Source organism: Clostridium sp. LS3 (assembly GCF_055330225.1).
In genome coordinates, this window is sequence record NZ_JBUZVV010000002.1 from 128495 (window position 1) to 148327 (window position 19833).

The window sequence follows — 19833 nt, forward strand, 5'->3', positions numbered from 1 at the left end:
ATTTCAAATTTCAAAATAAATTTACTGTACAATTGTAAGTAGAGTAGGGTAGTTCAAATTTTATTTTTTACATTATTTCTTTCAATATGTAACTACCCTTTTTATCTTAACTACCACTCATTATTCCAGTTTTTCTCAATTTAGATAATAAATCATTAAAGATAATGATAATATCTTGAATTGGTGTTGCTGGGTCAATATCTGGAATAAATGGTATTTGCTTAACCAGACCCACATCTGTTGTTGTCGCTGGTGCCTGAATGTCCTCTGGTGCTGGTGTCCATCCAATAGTATTACTACCATATGTCATAATAACGCTATTTTTTTCAACCTCCAACCACTGACCCTTAGGATAAAGACTTGAAGCTATAACAAGCTTAGTGGCTGGTAATCCACTTGTATTTTTGTACTCAAACGTAAATGTTACAGTGGTAAATGTAATGTTATTTATTGGTATTGCCGATGCTATCTTGCTATAAAGCACTTCACTTACTCCTGTTGCTGTTTTAAAATATAGTGCAAGGTCTTCACAAAGACCCCTTACCCTAAGGGATATTGTTAAGATATCTCCTTTAACTGGAGTTACAGCAAGAGGTGTCATCATAGCATTTTGACCAGTATCCCTAGTTGCTTCAAACTTCATCCCAACATCTGTTTTGACAACATCTCCTCTTGAAGGACTGTTAGTTTCCCAAACATTTTTCATCCCAGTATCTAAAACCAAGTTTCTTGTGTTAATCTTAGTGTTTTGAAGTTCTTCAACTGCTGGTGTCCAGTCTGAACAAATATCTCCGAATTCAAGTTTAATATTATCAAAATATACAATTGCTGAACCTAGTGCAGTTAGTGCAATTTGTATTGTGTCAACACCTTTTGGAACTATTCCTTTGTACTCACTCTTTACATACGTAGAGGTTGTTACCTTAAACTTTGGAACATCTGTTACACTACTAATCAGAGTAGTTCCTTTATAAAAATTAACACCAATTTTTATATCCGAATTAGCATTTCCAGCCACAATTTTTAAGAAACCACTAACAGCAAATTTAGTATCTTCCTTGACTTTAACATTTTGTTTTGCTATAGTGTTGTAAAGTTGTAATGCTCTTTCACCATTATATACATCACTTGTAATAAGGAAATCTCCACTTAAATTATCATCTCTAAACCAATTTTGTAAGAAATATTCAAATCCACTATTCAACAAATAATTTCTTCCTCCGACAAGCTTCGGAATTCCCAAAGTTGTTGTTTGAACTTCATTAATAGCTTCTACTAAAGAATTTTTATTTGTAGTAGTTAAACTTGTCAAATCTCCTTGGTTGATTGCTAATGTAGCTACATCTTCTGGTGCTATACTCCAATCTAGTTTCTTATTGTTAAATGTCATCATAACACTATTCTTTTCAATTTCTAAGAATTGAGTTTTTGTATTAAAGTTTCCACCTAAGAACAAACTTGCAATAGTGCTATTATTTACATTTTTAAATTGATATGTGAAAGTAAAATCAGTGAAGGTTGTTGGGTTCATTAAAGTTGAATCTGTAGTTTTATAATATATATTTTCAGTTAGCCCATTTGTACCTTTTAAATGTATATAAAATGTAGTCAAGTCACCCCTTAGCCTAAAAGATAATGTCAAAATATCTCCAGCTTTAGGTGCTTTTGACAATTTTGTAAGCATACCGTTCTCACCAGTTTCTTTGTCACAAACAAGTTTCATACCATTGGCAGTTTTTGCAGCAAGACCTTTAGTTGGGGTATTTACACTCCATACACTAGCCATCTGAGAATCTAAAACTATATTATTTATTCCAGACCTAAAATCAGAATCTTCTAAAGCTGAAAGCCAATCAGTAGCAACATCTCCAAACTCTAATTTGATATCATCAAACAATGCTTCTGCTCCATTAACAGACATCACTACTTCTATTTGTGTTGCATCACTAGGGGTAACCCCTCTAAATTCTGTTTTAGAATAGCTTGTAGACACACTATTAAATGTAGGAACATCTATAAGTTGACTTATGAAACTTCCATTCTCTCTATAAAAAGCACAAGTTATTTTTCCATTAGTTTTTGGATTTGAAGGTGATATATAAATAGGTCTTACAAACCCACTAATAGCAAATCTAACTCCTCCTCCAACTTTCACTCTTTGTCTAAGAGTTGCTGTTTTAGAAGCATCTTCTTCTCTTAGTCTAAACGCTCTTTTCCCCTCATACACTCTTGTAATATCAGTTTCTATAGAAAGCACTCCATTTGATTCTGGCTTAGTCCAGTTGTTTAATAAGTATTCTGCTCCACTATTAATTAAATAGTTTCTACCACCAATCTTTAAATCTCCTAATTGGTCTTCTATATCTTCTGGAGACATAATCCAATCCATCTCTGAATTAGAGTTATACATAGCCCATTCTTTAATTTCGACATCTCCACCAGTATTATTATTGTTTTTACTAAAAGCGTAAATAACAACTTCTGGTTTGTCAACTAAAGCTATTGTTGAAACTTTAGCTAGTATAAATTGTCCATTAGTAGGGTCAACAGTTACACTTCCAATGTTAATACTATTACTTCCAGTTTTCGGAACAATCTTTACATCAACTTTTGTTGTAGTTTTTATTCTTAATAAGAATGTTAAATAATCATTTTTATTAATATCAGCTTTATAAGCAATACCACCATTCCACATACATTCAGTAGGTGTGTCTCCTATTGTATATTTCATATGATATTTAGAAAGTTCTGTTTTTGTCGTAGAACCTAATGAACTTATTCCCCATTGATTTCCTATTAACAAGTTTCTTGGAGAAGCTTGTATATTTGGATTTCCAGCACTATTCCATTTAGCTATTTGTGCATCAGTTACGAAACGATTGTCCTTATCTTGAGTAATTATAGTTGGAGGATGTTGTTCTGGGTGAACGTAATTATTGGCATTATCTGCTATTCCAGAAAGTTTTGTTCTTTCAGCATCTTTCATGAACTTCTTATCTACTTCTTCAACTATCATACTAGCTTGATGACTAGCTGGGTGAACATATTTATTAGCACCAGCTTCAATACCATCTAACTTTGTTCTATCAGCTTGAGAGAATCCACCAGTTCCACTAGCTAAATTCCATTTAGCTTTTTCTTCATCGCTAACAAATCTATTATTACTATCTTGTGCTATAATTGTAGGCGGATGTTGAGTAGGGTGGACATAATTATTTGCACCAGTTGCTATTCCAGCAAGTTTGTCCTTCTCTTGTTGAGTGTATTCTACACCACTTCCACCACCAGTTCCAGAGTTCCACTTTGCTTTTTCAACATCAGTTACAAATCTATGAGTTGAATCCTCAGTAATCATTGTAGCTGGGTGGTTTGTTGGGTGAGTGTAGTTATTAGCGTTTGGAGCAATTCCAGATAGTTTATCCTTTTCAACTTGAGTATATTCTAATCCTCCAGTTCCTCCACCACTATTACTATCCCATTTAGCTATTTGAATGTCGCTAACAAATCTCTTGTCAGCAGTTTCAGTAATTATATCTGCTGGGTGCTTATCTGGGTGTACATAATTGTTAGCATTATCTTCTATTCCAGCCAATTTTTGCTTTTCAGCAGTTGTAAATTCTTCACCAGTACCCTTATTACTATTCCATTGAGAAATTTGTAAATCAGTAACAAGCCTATTACTAGAATCTTGTTCTATAATTGAAGCTGGGTGTTTGTCTGGATGTACATAATTATTTGCATTAAAATCAACTCCATCTAACTTTGTTTTATCTTCTTTACTAAGAAGACCATTTTTTATTGGAGTTGCAATTGTTCCATCAGCTTTACTATTCCAATTAGACTTCTCTGTGTCAGTAACAAATCTGTTATTTGAATCTTGAGATATTATGCTTGGAGGGTGGTTTACTGGATGTATATAGTTATTCGCATTAATAGCTATTCCGTCTAGTTTTTCTCTATCTTTTTCACTAAACACAGTATTTACATCCCAAGGTGAAGAAGACCAATCACTAACCTTGTTTCCCTTTTCTAATTTCATTCCGCAAATATCTATCATTCCAGTCGAACCAGTTTTAAGACCTAATATTACATTTATATCTCCTACTTCATCTACTTTAAATGTGTAAACGTGTCTATACCATTCTTCATTGGAAATATTTTTAACTTCTTTTACAAAAGCTTTATTTACACTACTACATTCAATTATAAAATCAGTATTTCCATATGATTGGAATTTTGTATAGAAGCTTAATGTATATGTAGCATTTAGTTCTGTTGGAATTTGATTTTGAGATATTGTAATATCAGAAGCAGAAACCGAATAATTAGCAATTCTCCAACCCCTTGAAGTATCTGGACTAGGAGGTCTAAACATATCTTGGATTGATATTTTATTAGTATCAGAAGCTTTCCAATTTCCATCTTTCCATAATCCAGTATTACTTACAGCACTTAAAGTTGTAGCGGTTTTTCTCAATATGTTTGTTGTTCCTAATATTAAGTCATCAGAATTCCCACCACCCCTTGACTTAATTTCAACTTTGTTATCTATATCATTTACTATTAATTCTATATTATTACCAGCTACGAATTCCAATGTATCAGTAGAATTATCAGCACTTACAAATTCAGTACCAACTTTTATTTTTCCAAAAGCACTTTTATTCTTTTCTGCTCCGAACTCAACACTATCTAATTTCTTTTGTTGTTCTGGTGTCAAAAGATTTTCAAAGAATCCCATTAATATCACCTCTTTCTTCAATATGTTTAATTTTAATATCCAAACACTCCATAAACTCTAACTCCATCAGCTAAGGCTTCTATTGTTTTAATTTCTGCATCCGTATTGTCCGTAGAAAACCCATGCTCTGACTTTATTAACATTTCATCTTGTCCATTGATTAAAATCTTTAAATCTTTGTCAACTACTAATTGTAATTTTTTAATCCTTAAAGTTGTATAATCTGGATTTATTTCTTTTAATCTTTTCTTTAAAAATTCTTCATTAGTAACTGTTGTAATATCCAAGTAAGCATATCGAGTAAATTTCATAATATCCCTTCCTTTGTTTTATTTATCTATTTTATTTCTTCTTCATAGAAGCTTCTCTCTTTGCTTTTTTATCAAGTTCTTTTTTCATTTCTCTCTTCATAGCTTCTTTATCGTATTTACAATTTTTAAATGTAAATATCATCTTTGTTACATCTTTTTCATATCTTGCTGTAGTTTTCAAACTTTTTATATGGTAATAAGAATCATCAACAATTAATCCAGAATCAGTAAAGCCATCAGCAATTTCTTTAATGCAAAAATTATCTAAATCACGTCTAGTCCTTGTAGGGAAAACTAATTCAACTTCTAAATCTGTTTCATTAATTCCTAAAAAATCAAATCCATGTTCCTCTATTATAAATTCTGCATAATCTTTATAAGCTTGTTTATATTCATTTTGTTGCATCCTATTTTTAATTACTAAAACTTCGTTTAAAGACCTAACCATAGGTCTTTCAATGTAACGCTTTTTCTTTCTAGGATTTTTATTAAAATAATCTTTTAAGTATCTGTCTAATCCTTCTTGGTCAAATACAATTTGTATTTCATCCTTTTCTCTAATATCCATTGTCTTCTCCTTTTAATCAATAATAGGTTGACTAAATCAATAGTCAACCTATATATTTATTTGATTATTTTAAATTATAGTTCCCCATAATTCTCCTAGTACACCATTATTGTTTTCACGTACTGGCATATATCTTCTAACTTTGGCAGAATCAGAAACCCAGCTAATCCATACATATTTATTAGTAATAATAACTTTGTTGTAGTTCACAGATTCTCCATAAATATATTTATCAATTATAGGATTATCTGAGCCAACGTATGGTCTGTTTCTAAAGTAAATAGTGTCGTTAGCTGTAAATGTTCCTCTTTCATCTTTTTCGCTAATTATATATTCTCCACTTGGTTGTGGTTTTGGTGCTTCTGGCTTTGGTTGAGGTGCTGGTGCTGACCCCTTGCTATAGAATTCAGAATCTTCATCTCTAGGAACATAAATATTAACTCTTCCAAAGTCTCTTGTTGATATTGTGTAAACATCTTTTTGCGGATTTCCTAATATCTCATATTCAATTCCGCCAAATAAGCTTGGATTAAGCTTTCCACACTCATTTCCATATACTGGTGCAACGTTTGTAGGGTATATATTCCACTTAGTTACATGACCCTTTAAGAATAAGTAGTTTTTAACTCCACCAGATGGTTGTGTTGGAGGTGGTGTTGGCTTTGAAGGTTCTACTGGTATTTCAACACTTTCTCCATTTAACTCTGCTTGTACCATATTTAAAAATCTTTGCCAACCCATATCTAAAGTTCTGTGAGGGCAATATTTTCCGCTGAAATCTTGATGCTTTTTAACTTGACCAATACCCCATCCAAATTGTTTTAATAATTGAGCAACTTCCTTAGATGCTCTTTTTTCAGCATTTATAAATCTATCTCCGCCAGATTTAGAGTAGCAGATTTCAACATGAATATAGTTTCTATTTCCTTCTCCACTACCTCCATCACCAGAAGCCCAAGCATTTCTATTAAAGTCAATAGCTTGAATAGCTTGAACATCATCTATAGCAATATGATAAGACACTTCATTATTATTAGAAGTCATATAAGCAACTTCATTTTCAGCACTTGCATCATTTGCTGTATTATGAATACATATTCCCTTTGGTGTCATAGAATATGGACATTTCACCCCATATTTATATTCTGGCATTAATTTTTGAACTAACATTTAACATCTCTCCCTTTTATCCATTATTTTTTATTTAAGGGTACTCGTTAGAATACCCTATAAAATATTTATTTTATTTGTTTATTTTTTATAGGCTATTGCCTTAATTCCTTTAGGAGTTCCTATACGAATTGGTGAAGCATATTCATCACTAGGATTGACTAATGAAAATGCTCCTACTCCTTTTGGAGTACCAATTCTTAATGCTGGATATGATATTTGAGCTGGGTCAAAGAATGGTATTTCAAACACTCCTTTAGGAGTTTTCATTTTAGTTTTTCCCAATGGAGGGTTCGCTACAACTTCATGAGAGTAAGTTATATCCACATATATAAAAGCTATTTTACCACCATTACCACCATTTGTAGTTATATTAAGTTTCACTGGTTCATTAAAATCAGATATCTTCCAATTGGTTTTGGTATCTGGATTGATTTCATGATTCTTTGACCATGTTCTCCATATACCTTCATACTCAGTTTCAGAATATACTAAATCATTTTTCCCTATTGAGGATAATGATACATAGGTGGTATAAAAAGCTGGTGTATCCCATGTACTTGAGTGCATATAAAAAGTACATGAATCTATTACTGAATTACTTCCTATTTCCCTTAAAATTTCAGCACTATCAAACTTAACAAAAGCATTTCCAGAAGCGTAGGTCATACTAGAACCTCTGTCAACATATAGGTAATTATTAATTGAAAGGTCTTTTAAAATATCTACATACGAAGATGTAACTGGATATCTAGGCATATCTCCATCAACAGTGGAACTAACATAAAATCTTTTTACTGACATTGCCTACACCTCCTCGCTATATATTGTACTTCTGCCCTTTTCATTTTTTAAAGATTTTAATCTTACGATATACTTCATCACTGTATTTTTAAAACTACCATCTAAAACAAATTCACTTGTTTTTATCTTTATAGCTGATACTGTATATTTTAAAGTTTTATTTAATTCATTTATTTCATCATCTAAATCTCTCTCAGAAAAGACTATAAATTCATCAGAGTACATAACCATAGAATCTTTGTATGTGATTAAATTATTTATCTTAAACACTGCTTCATGGTCTATAAGGAAGCTAGTTATCCAGTCTGGTTGACTTCCCCATTTATCCCCATCTATAAAATAGATATAGTATTCTGGAAATTTTTCATTCCAAGAATTTACTATATCATTTCCATACGAAGATAAACTTCTTACATATGAGGTAATAGTATTTAAGTTTAAATCATAGAAATTTTTTGTTATATCATTATCTACTATTCTCTTATAATCATTCATATTACAAATCCGTCCTTAACCACATATATCCATTAGCTGGTGTTGTTGGGTCACTTGTCCTACTGTCTATTGTACTCTGAGTTAATCCGTTTAATTTAGTTTTATCTGAACTAGCCATCAATCCATTGGCACTTGTTGTAGCAACAGCAGTTCCAGCCTTTCCGTTCCAACTAGCTTTCTCTGCATCTGTAACGAATCTGTTACTCGCATCTTGTGTTATAATTGATGGTGGATGATTAGCTGGATGAGCGTAGTTATTTGCATTACTAGCTATTCCATCTAGCTTGGACTTGTCCGCACTAGCCATTAGACCATTAGCGGAAGTAGTTGCAACTGCTGTACTTGCTTTTCCATTCCAAGTTGATTTTTCCGTATCAGTTACGAACCTATTACTAGCATCTTGAGTAATTACACTAGCTGGATGGTTTGCTGGGTGAACATAATTGTTTGCATTTGTTGCTATCCCATCTAGTTTAGTTTTTAAAGCATTGGTAAAAGCGACTTCCATAGCGTTTAAAATAGTTAAATTACTATGGCTATGTCTTTTAGTTATAGAATCATTGACTTCTGTTGATAAATTGTCATTGTCAATTATTGAACTACTGCTATTGATTGAACTTACTATAGATACTCCATCCATACTTCCACTAGATGCTATCTCACTTAAAGCTGGTGTCCAATCGGTAGCATAATCACCCTTTTCAAATTTTAAACTGTGAATATAATAATCACCAGCCCCATAGTTCCATATTTCAAAAGAACCAACTTTATCATTCTGGTCAGAAGGAGCAGTAATATGATATATAAATTTTGTATATCCATTTCTAGTAGCTTGTTTTGTATCTAATAACGTATAAAATTTAGCCCTATTATTATAGTAAAACCCTATCCATAACCTACTAATCTCTGTATTTTTAATATAGAAGCTTAAAGTATATTTCTCATTTGAAATAAATTCCACGTTTTGAGATATGCTTCTAGCTGTTGGTGCAACTGTAAAAGCTTTTGAATGTAAGGCATTTATTGTTTCGTTTTCATAAACTGTTTCGAAATCAGAAGGAATATTCATCGTCCAACCATTCAAGGTTTTAAATGAGGTGTTTGAAGCTATATTTACCGTTCCTATTTGTATATCCTCAACTTTGTCTATAACATCTTCTGGTGCTGGTGTCCATCCACTAGGAATTGTTGAAAATTCCATCATAGGCTTAGATAGTTTTATATATCCATTTTTGTCCAATGAGAATGTAAATGCGATTTGTTTTGCCATATTATAGTCAGTAGTAGCCGTTGCTTTAAAGTATACCCACTGATTTACTTTAGTAGCATCAATTATTACTAAAGCAATATCTTTATAAGAGGATGTGTTTTTATCATATACTCTAGCACATATATTATTATTTATAGGAGTGTCAGCATTTAGTGGTATTGAACCATCTATAAAATAATAGCCCGATATAGTCACATTTGTTCCTTGAGGTATGTCACCGTACATTGGATAAATAACTTGCTTTCTAGAATTTCCAGATACCCAATTATCCCTTTTAACACTTATTGACGATACGTCATTAGTAACACCTAATCCAATTGAATTGGTATCATTCGATGTAACCCAGTTCTTCTCAAAATTTCTTGAATATCTTAATAGATTTACCCCACTTATTTGCAAATTGTCAATTCTACTCTCTACATCCTCTGGAGATGGTGTCCAATCAGTTTGTTTATTTCCCTTTTCTAGTTTTATACTATCTTTTTTTACCTCTAACCACTGACCATTTGCCGAAGACTGACCTCCTATAAACAGTTTATCTGAAACATTATCAGAATTAAATACAAACTCAAAGCTAACTTTGTTGTACCCAGCAGTATTAAGAGACCCAGAAGTATTAAGTAGTATTCTTTGGTGAGGAGAAGGTATTGTTAGTATATAAGCTTCTACTGTTCCTAGATTACCTCTTGCTTCAAAAGATAGAATATATTTCTCTCCCTTAACCAAAGGAGTAGTTAGAGGACTAGTAATAGCAGATTGTACTGAGGTAGTGTTAATAGTTATTTTTTGACCAGTAGTGGTAAGAGCAATAGTAGCATCATCGGATGTTCTAAACTTACCCCATACATTTTTAAATGATGTGTCTAAAACTAGGTTTCTTCCACCTATTTTCATATTGTCCAAATCACCTTTAGTCACTAATCCACCACTAGATATTAAAGCATTATTATCATCTACAACCTTTTGACCTTTTGCTGTCTTATCAACTAAATCTGCAACTAAAGCAGTGGCTTTCACATTCTCTGCTTTCAGATTTGTAATATTAGGGGTTGCCTTATCATTCTCAGCCTTTAGATTAGCAATATTTGCAGTGGCTTTTGTATTTTCTGAGCCTAAATTAGTTATATTAGGAGTAGCCTTGTCATTTTCAGCCTTTAAATTATTTTTGTTTGTAATGGAAGTTGCACTCTCTGCTTTCAAACTGTTTATGTTTGTAGTAGCAGTAGTGTTTTCAGTTTTCAATGATGAAATATTAGTTTCAGCCCTTCCATTTTCAGTTGCCAGACTTCCAAAGTTGTAAACTGCTTTTCCATTTTCTGCATTTAAGTTTGTAATATTAGCAGTAGCATTTGTATTTTCATTTTTCAAATTTGTTATATTAGTTGGGGCTTTATCATTCTCAGCTTTTAAGTTGTTTTTATTTGTAATTGAAGTTGCATTTTCAGTCTTTAAGTTGTTTAAATTAGTTATAGAAGTTGCACTTTCAGCTTTTAAATTGTTAATATTGGTAGTTGCTTTTCCATTCTCTGTTTGTAAGTTGGTTAATGCGGTTTTTGAATTTGCAATTTCTATCTTTAATTGTTCAGAAAGTTCTCCCATACCATACCTAGCACTAATAACGAGTGTTATTTCATCTCTAGTTCTACTTCTCAACATTATATTATTATTATCAACTATCTTTCCATTTGGTGCTACAAAATCAGAATCCTTATTTAAAACAGTAACAACTAAATTTTTTGAAGTTAAGTCATGTTTCCAAGTATAAGTCAAATTAGGCTCTGTACCAACCCAGTCAGTAGTTTTTATAGTTATTGATTTATTATCAGTTTCTTTGATTATGTTTTCAATCTCTCCCGCTCTGTCAATAAGGTCACTCAAATCCTTTGCAACAATTTTTCCCTCTGCATTTAAAGCGGTTAATTGTACAACAAGAACTTTTCCATCTTTAACATTTTGGTCAAGTTGGTTAAACCACTTATTAACTTCCGCTATATTAGCTTCTAATTTTATATTAAGAGCATTTCCATCGGCAATAGTTTTAAGTAATTTTGTATAAAGAGCATTTCCATCAGCAATGGTTTTAAGTAATTTTGCATCTAAGTCTTCACCTTTCTTAATAGTGGCTTTTAATTGTTCAACTATCTCTGATGCCCCACCTAGATATTCAATAGCTTCAAGTTCCTTTTGGATTTTATCCCAAAGTCCACCCATAGTTATTACATTTCCATCTTGGTCAATATTGTAAATTATTCTATATGGTAAAATATATATTTGGCCGATTCCACCATATTTCTTAGCTTTAAGATTTTCTGTATCTTTACGAGTAGGGTGAAACCATACCATACCAGTATCATAAGAAACTTTAAAGTTATTCACTCCAATTGGTTCTGCATCAAATACTTCTATTAAAGCATTTCCTTTATCATCAGCAATCTCAACCCTTTGTTTTTCATATGGTATTTGTGCTAACATTGCAATTGATGCAGATGAATAAACTTTTAATGGTTCATTTACAATTTGCTCTACCCTAATATTTCCGTTACTATCCCTATTGTAGTTTAAGTAAAGATTGCTAGTGAAGTTTTCAAAACCCATTAATATCTCCCCTTTCAAATTTAATTATTGTTTGATTATTTTCTATTTTAAGATATCCCAACCACTCATTTGTGCTTCTTCTTGAACCTCTGCTACAAATGAAAGATATTCTTCTTTAAATTCTTCTCCATAATTATGAATTTCTTCTTTATTAAGAACTTGAATGTTTATTGATATTAGTTCAACACCTCTTGAAACTTGTCCGTTAAACATTGCCAAAACTTTATTATCTCTTATAAAATGTCTTTCTTTTGTTATTCTTGTATTTGTCATAATATATAACATCTCCTTTTAATCCAAATTTATTTTTTAACATAAAAAAGAAGTGATTCATAAATCCAAAATCACCTCTATAAACCCTCTATTTAGTTTACCCTTGTTATTTCAAAGTAGTCAAAATCTCCGATTGCAATCTTTGCTACTTCATGAATTGTTCCTTGACTCGCATTTGGTGTTACTGGTTGGTCATACATCTTTTCAAAACTATGCACAACAGTATCTCCTTTTATAAAGTCAAACCTCAAAGTGTGGCTTGGAATATCTTTGTCAGTTTTATTTTTAAGAGACCCTATAAGCCTTACAGAAGTATCACTTACAGCAGTAACATCACAAGATATATCATATCCATCTCTCTTAACTGTGTACATTGTTCTTTGAGTGACTTTTCCACCAGTAACTTCTTTAAAAGTTTCGTTTTTAACCTCTTCCTCTTTTACGACTGGTGTTTCCTCTTTCTTTGATTCTACTTGCTTAGTTTCTGTTTTTACAGATTCTTCTTTCTTAGCAGTTGGTTCATTTGATGCTGTACATCCAGTGAATATTAAAGATGTAATTAATAATGTCGATATTATTAATGATTTGATTTTCATGCTTAACACTCCTTCACTTAATTTATGAGTTAAACATAGCATGATTTTCCAATTTTGTCAATACTTTATTTGATTTATTTGTTTTACCAAGTTCTAAAACATTCTATTGATATATTTGCTTCTATCCACCCCCTAGAATTTGAGTATATATCTATTTTATTCTTGCCTACCTTTAATATATTTGTAGGAATAGATATGATTGCTCCATCATTGACATTACTAGCAACTCTAGTTCCATTAACATCAATATATGCTCTACTTGGGTAACTAGAATCATCAAAACATCCTAGTTTCTCTGGATGTGTATGACCAGCAAAACTGACATATACACTGTGAGTATGGTCTGGAGACCAGTGATTATGACCATTGACCCAAATTGATACATCGTGATAATGTTCAAATTGAAATCTTGGAATAACGTGATAATGACTTGATTGACTTACATCTGTCATATCTGTAGCAAATTCTGCTTGAAAGTTTACCAATGTTTCAGTAGTACTTGAACTTCCAGTACTATATCCACCAGCAGTAGAACTTGTAACACCTCCACCACTTGGAGTTGTGAATGTATTGCTGACTTGTCCAGCACTTTCCATTCCCTTAGAATAAACTCTAAATGGATAAAAGTCTATGTATAATAAAGCACTTTTTATACTAGATACATTATCTTTTATTACTGGTGACAATCTTAACGGATAATACACGTCAACATTATTAGCACCTTGGAATTGTATCTCTGATAATATACCATTTTCATCTAAAACAACTCCATTACCTCTAGCTGAAACAATTCTTAGCTTTGCACGTCTAACACCATCAGTATCAGTCTCTAATCCTAGAAATATCCGCTCAACAGCATTTTGATATATACTTAAACCAAATCCATTTCTGGTAGAATTTCTTGTTTTACCTATAACAAAATCATTATCTGGACTTGTTATTATCAACTCTTCACCTAGCAATATTTTACCTATTAAATGGTCTGCGATAACTCCATCTGAGGTTATTGCAGTTTTAACTGTCTTCAAACCATCGTTTGAAAAAGCTATAACTCCATTACTAAAGAATAAGCACTTTTTCTCAGTCTTAGCATCCATTATAAGAACACCAGCACTATCAATATATATTTTGGTTGAGTTCTGATATCTTCCAGCCACCCAGTTTTCAGCTATATTTATTCCTTGCTCCATAGCTGTCTTAGCCCAGTTTGAACCTAATTGGAATGAATCCCACTTCTTAGTTCCATCAAAAACAGCATTTTTAGTTCCTAATTGTTTATTTAATGAAGAGTTACTTCTTTTATCAACATAAACATATGGTTTGTTTGAAAATTTTAATGTTAATTTTGGAGGTCTTTCAGCTTTATTAGAAGTTGGAGTATAATTCATCTCAACTAATCTAACATCTAAATCTTCATTTTGCAATTTTAATGATACTAATTTCCCCATCGACAAAACCTTATTCCAAGGTCTTCCATCTCTTCTTTTAACAGCAGATATAAATGAAGATATATCATTTATATCAAATTCTCTAACAACTTCTTGTAATTCTTTTAACTTATTCAATCCATTTACATAAAGCATTTGGTCTGTTAAAGCAGTTGAATCTTGATGTAACCCACATTGAGTAAACATGAATAATTCAGAAAGAAGTTTTTGATTAAATATTAATCCTTGACTATCGCTCGAAGTATTTTTATCAAGTAGCTTTGCAATATTTCCCATAGAACCTTCAACTTGTTTTTTTCTAGTATTTAAGTTATTTACTTCTGTTAAATTGTTAGCCATATTTTGTTCAACAACCGCTATCTGATTTGCAATAGAAGCTATTTCATTTTTAAATCCATCTGGGTTTTGGAAATATTCTGTTCTCTTTGCATTTAAAGATTTATATTGCTCATTGTATTGAGTTTGTTTTTCTGAACATAAATCTAACTTTTTATTTATATCATGCAATTCATTTTTTAAATTAGTAAAAGCTAAATCTTGTGATGATAATACAACGTCATATCTAGCTAAAGCACTTTTAAGTTCATCTGACATTCTTGACCTAGTTCTATCATCATAATATTCAATATATTCTCCGCCTAATGGATTTACTGTATTTATTGAAATACCTTGGTCATTTGACGTAACTCTAAGCTTTGTTACATATTTATCCTTAGAATCACTTATATTAACTTTTCTAATATAGTTACCATTTTCTAAGAATAGTTCTGGAATTTCATTTAAATCTTCTTCTGTGCAAACAGTTACTTTTTTATTAAAACTATCAATTAAGAATAAAGAACTGAAAGCATTTGATAAATCATCTGTAAACATTTGTAACCAATTTGATTGAGAACCCAACCATCTGTACTTATTTACATCTCCGATTCTTGGGTCATCTTTTACAGCATTTTCTGTAGCACTCCAAGTCCAAAATCCCATTGTTTGGTTTGTAAACTCATCCATAATACCATCAGAAGCATTTACAGCATCTTTTCTTATTTGCCAGTTATTATCATCTAAAAAACAATCAACTTTTTGCAATAAGAAACCTAAATCCATAGTTTTGATTTTTTTATAAGAACCTCTTTCTACATCTTCTTCTTCTGTTACATTTTTTATTATAAATGTATATTCATCATTTAAATTTATCAACATTTCATCTTCAAAAGAATCATAATGTTTATATTCAACAATATTTCCACTTATTTTTTCAGTATAGTATTTTGGTATAGTTAAATCCAAAGAACTAACCTCATTGAATTTTAAATTTAAATTATCTATAAAATCCTTTGGAATAGTTGTTATATAATCTCCATCCATTCTTGTTAATTCTAAATCTAATTTATAAGCATCTTCTACAAAATTAATGTTATGAAAATTCATTCTTTTCTCTCCCTTCTACTATTGTAAAATCTCATAAGGAGTTTCAATAGTAATTTTACATTTTCCTTTAATCTTGATTTGATTTATTGTGTTATTCATAAGTCTAAACCATTTTCTATTAAAGTTATTTTTATCACCATATTTATAAGTAGAGTTATTTATAACAATTTCTTTTGTGTCATTATACATTTCAATAATTGCATTATCTGGTAGATTTTTAAACTCTACTACTTCATTCGTACTAATATTGTTTATAGTTATAGTTCTAGCGTTTTCCAATGTTTGTATTTTTAATATTGGATATGTATAACCATCTACATTAGAAACATTATCCACTTCAATAGTTTTTTCAGCATTGTAATTTGTAAAATTATTCGCAACACTTCTAGTAAAGGGGTGAGGATACCCAAACTTAACATTTAATGTTATATATCCAGTATTATCTGGTTGTATTATATTTCTTTCACTACCTTTTGAGAATTTTGCAACATAGACTAAATCCATCTCTGCATCAAATGATAGAATTCCATACTTACCATTAAATAAATATCTTGAAATCTTTTCTCTATAATTTCTAGCTATTGGTATTGGTTCAAAATAATAAGGTTCTGTTTCTAAATAGTTGTGAAAATATTCTCTGCATAGAACTATTTTAAACTGATATTCTAGTGCATTTAATTTATTTCCATAATTTAAGAAAATTCCATTAAGACTTCCTTGTTCGTCCATAGATTCATAAGAACCACCAAAACTAGGTGCTTTCAGTTCACTTTCTTCCGTTTCAATTATTCTTAAAGATATTCCCTTTTCACCAGTAAAATCTTTAGATGATTTCCCATTGTATTCAAAATAAATTGAATTACATATCAATCTATTCAACCCCTTTCTTTATATTTTATAATTCATTTATTATTAACTATTATATTTAGCTACTCATTTCACGTAATAAGCACCATTAATATAATAGGGTGAGTGAATTAACACCCACCAAACTACATTAAAATAACAGATAAAATTACACTTTTATTTGATTATTATAATTCATATCTCATATTTCTTTGGAACATTTTTTCTTCCATAGCATCAGTAGCTATATTTGCAATATCTGTAGCCATAGCTTTAAATTTAGCTACAAAACTATCATCAACTTTCCCATCTATTTGAAATTGGAAATTCATCTGGATAGGCGATGATTTTTTGATTTTTCCATCTGATTGTACATAATCTTTTATAGCATTGAAAGCATTAGTTCCAACAACTTTTCTTGGTACATCTATTGCTTTTGGATTAGCTAAATCTGCTACTGTTTTTATTCCAAATTGTGATAGTATTTTTATTATCTCTTCGATTTCATTCTTACCATCAATAAGTTTTTGAACAAATTCTTGTTGTAAAGTATCACCTAACATTTTAGTAGCATTATCCAATAGCTTTATTTGAGCATCTGCATTATTCTCAATCTCACGCTTTTCATCTTCATATTTCTTGTTTTCATCTTGTCTTGCTTTATCTCTATATTTTTCTTCCAACAATTCTTCTTGTGCCTTGATTTGGTTTTCTAAATCTTTCAATCTAGCTTTCCCTAGTGCGGATTGGTCTTTTAAAGCATTTGCTCTTAAAGTTTGCAATTCTTGAAGTTTTTTACGTTCTTTTGCTATTTCTCTCTCATAATCTTCTTCATCGTTCTGCTCATTGTATTTTCTTTGTGCTTCATCTAGTGCTTTAATTCTTGCATTTTTAACTTCTTCAATTGCTTTCTTTTGTCTATCTATTTCTTCTTGGATTCGTTTCTTATTCTCTTCGAACTCCTTCTTTTTGATTTCTTCAATTTTCTTTTGAGCATCAATTATTTCATTGGTAATATTTTTAATTTCTTTTTCTGTAGATTTTATATTATTGTGTTTTAAATCTGACCACTTTTTATATAAAGCTTCTAATTCTTTATATTCTGCTTGTCTAGCCTTTTTAGTATCTGCATCATCTACAGCATTAGCCCAATTAACCCAGTCATGGAATCCTTGATTATTAGTTGTTCCATCAGAATTTATAAGATTTTTAGACCGTAAAGTATTTGCCATACTTTGTTCTTGTCTAATTTGTTCATCTTGTAAAGCCCTTAATTGACGTTCTTTTTGTTTTAAAAGTTCGATTTGTTGTTGTGCATATTTTATTTTATCTTCGCTATTAGCGTTCTTTTCAGCAACTTCTAATAATTCGATTTGGTGTTTTGTTTCAGCAATAGCATTTTTAAGATTTACATAAACATCAGTTTCAGCTTTGATATCTTCTTGCTTTGCCTTTGAAGCTTTAGAACCACTAGAAGGTCTATCAGCGGATGTATATCCAGCACCACCACCACCAACAGAACCAGCACCGATAGAGCCGAGATTTGCAAGGTCTTTCTCCATCTCCATCATTTGTCTATTCCAGTTAGCTATGGCTTCATATTCCTCTCTCTCAGAACCACTCATATAACCGCCACGACCACTAAAGTTTTGACCGTTTAAAGCTTTTTCTTTATTTCTCGCATCGATTCTCGCTCTGATTTGTGCTATAGTTTGCCTAGTACCATTTACTTCAACTTGAACCATTTGCTCCATAGCTAATCTATGTGCTTCTGCAACATTAACTATAGTTTTTCCTTCTGCATCCATAGCTGATATAGTATTTTCAATCAATCCTATATTTGTAATATGAGAATTTCCATTATTATCTATTGTAGTAGTTAATCCAGAATAGTAACCCTTTAAAGCATTTATAACTTGTGAAAGTCTTTCTTTTTCTTGAGCAGATTGATTCTCGATTTGAGATAATCTAATATACTCATTATAAAGATTTCTAATCTCATCAGCATTATTAACTATTGCTTGGGTTTCCTTCATAATAATATCTGTAGCATTTGACATAGCCAAAGAATTTTTAGCTTCTGTCAAGGCATATATTTCACCAGTAACTTCATTAAACGCTATTCCACTAGCCCTTAATTCTTCTCCAGTTTTACCAACTTCTTGTGATAACTCTCCAAGTTTGTTGGTTAATTCCATAACTTTTGCAGAAGTTTCGTCCATTCCTCTAGGGTCTATTCCTTGGAAATTGTTTGTTTGTTCTTTTAAACTCTCAAGTTCTTCTTTTACAGATTTTATTTCTGCAATTTTTACTTGCAAACCATCTTGTTTTTCTTGAAGTCCACTTGTATCTATTGCAGAACTTAATTGACCAGAATCCATTGAAGATATAGCATCATCTAAAGTTTTTATTGATTCTACATTTTTACTAACTGCTTCATCAAATGCTTGTTGCTCTTGTCTATGTTTGAAGAAAGCATATGTTAATCCACCAAGAACAACAGTTAAAGCAGTAAGAGCCATTCCTAAAGGAGTTGCCATAAATGTTAATGCAGAAGCAGTAGCACCTTTTATAGCAGTAGCTAATCCAGCAAAACCAGTAGATAAGAAAGCTAGTCCACCAGCACCAGCTGTAGCAGATGCTTGAACAGCAATCATTTGTTTAATCATTGAAGCAAGTAAACCAGTTACCTTTTCTCCAGCCATAACCGCATTGAATGTTTTAAATGCTTTAGTCATTGCCACAAATGTAGTTACAAACGCTAGACCAGTTTTAACAGTTCTACTATCAAGATTCATTAAAGTATTTAAAAGATTGTTAAATCCTCCGATAATATTTCCAAGAGTTTCAGAACTCAGCATTTTTTCATAAAGAGTTTCAAACGATTGCTTTAATCTATTTGCTTGTGCTTCTAAAGATTTTTCATATTTATCAAAAGCTTCGGAAGATGAACCAGCAGATTCAGCAACTTTTAATTCAGCTTGTTCAATTTCACCTAAATTTTCAACCATTGCTCTACCGATATTAATTTGCCTAGTACCGAATAATTCTCCAAAGATTTTACTTTGGTCAACTTGTGACATAGTGTCTATTTTAGCACCAAGGTCTTTCATAACATCGTTATAATCTCTAAAAGTTCCTATATTACTTCTTAATTGGATATCTTGCTCTTTAAGAACTGCTTCAAGGTTTGAGATATCGTATCCTTCTTGGTCTTCTTTTAGACCTTGTTTAACTGCTGAAAATCTTGTATAGGCAGTTTTCCGCTCTGTTACTTTCATCTATTAAATA

The 19833-nt window shown here is 31.3% G+C and carries 12 protein-coding genes; all 12 read right to left on the reverse strand.

Annotation, left to right across the window (positions count from 1 at the left end; all coding sequences use genetic code 11):
* Positions 1-106: 106 nt before the first annotated feature.
* The gene (locus ACZJV1_RS20070; RefSeq protein WP_463652259.1) at positions 107-4741 is read right to left on the reverse strand and encodes a hypothetical protein; all 4635 of its coding nucleotides are present in this window, start codon (positions 4739-4741) and stop codon (positions 107-109) included.
* A 32-nt stretch (positions 4742-4773) separates the two neighbouring features.
* A complete protein-coding gene (locus tag ACZJV1_RS20075; protein ID WP_463652260.1) occupies positions 4774-5052 on the reverse strand; it encodes a hypothetical protein in 279 nt (92 codons plus the stop codon).
* Between the two features lie 31 nt (positions 5053-5083).
* Positions 5084-5620: a RusA family crossover junction endodeoxyribonuclease gene (locus ACZJV1_RS20080; RefSeq protein WP_463652261.1), complete on the reverse strand. Its 537-nt coding sequence runs from the start codon at positions 5618-5620 to the stop codon at positions 5084-5086.
* Between the two features lie 69 nt (positions 5621-5689).
* The gene (locus tag ACZJV1_RS20085) at positions 5690-6790 is read right to left on the reverse strand and encodes an N-acetylmuramoyl-L-alanine amidase (protein ID WP_463652262.1); all 1101 of its coding nucleotides are present in this window, start codon (positions 6788-6790) and stop codon (positions 5690-5692) included.
* Positions 6791-6871: 81 nt separating this feature from the next.
* On the reverse strand, positions 6872-7594 hold the full coding sequence (locus tag ACZJV1_RS20090) for a hypothetical protein (protein ID WP_463652263.1): 723 nt from the start codon (positions 7592-7594) through the stop codon (positions 6872-6874).
* Between the two features lie 3 nt (positions 7595-7597).
* Positions 7598-8089, reverse strand: coding sequence for a hypothetical protein (locus tag ACZJV1_RS20095; protein ID WP_463652264.1), 492 nt, complete (start codon positions 8087-8089; stop codon positions 7598-7600).
* A gap of 1 nt (position 8090) precedes the next feature.
* A complete protein-coding gene (locus ACZJV1_RS20100; RefSeq protein ID WP_463652265.1) occupies positions 8091-11954 on the reverse strand; it encodes a hypothetical protein in 3864 nt (1287 codons plus the stop codon).
* A 42-nt stretch (positions 11955-11996) separates the two neighbouring features.
* Positions 11997-12227, reverse strand: a complete 231-nt coding sequence (locus tag ACZJV1_RS20105) for a hypothetical protein (RefSeq protein ID WP_463652266.1) — start codon at positions 12225-12227, stop codon at positions 11997-11999.
* A gap of 92 nt (positions 12228-12319) precedes the next feature.
* The gene (locus tag ACZJV1_RS20110) at positions 12320-12823 is read right to left on the reverse strand and encodes a hypothetical protein (protein ID WP_463652268.1); all 504 of its coding nucleotides are present in this window, start codon (positions 12821-12823) and stop codon (positions 12320-12322) included.
* Between the two features lie 83 nt (positions 12824-12906).
* Positions 12907-15696 (reverse strand): hypothetical protein, encoded by a 2790-nt coding sequence (locus ACZJV1_RS20115; protein WP_463652269.1) that lies wholly within the window; start codon positions 15694-15696, stop codon positions 12907-12909.
* An 18-nt stretch (positions 15697-15714) separates the two neighbouring features.
* A complete protein-coding gene (locus ACZJV1_RS20120; RefSeq protein WP_463652270.1) occupies positions 15715-16566 on the reverse strand; it encodes a hypothetical protein in 852 nt (283 codons plus the stop codon).
* A gap of 164 nt (positions 16567-16730) precedes the next feature.
* Entirely contained in the window at positions 16731-19823 is a 3093-nt protein-coding gene (locus ACZJV1_RS20125) for a hypothetical protein (protein WP_463652271.1), read from the reverse strand.
* Between the last annotated feature and the right edge of the window lie 10 nt (positions 19824-19833).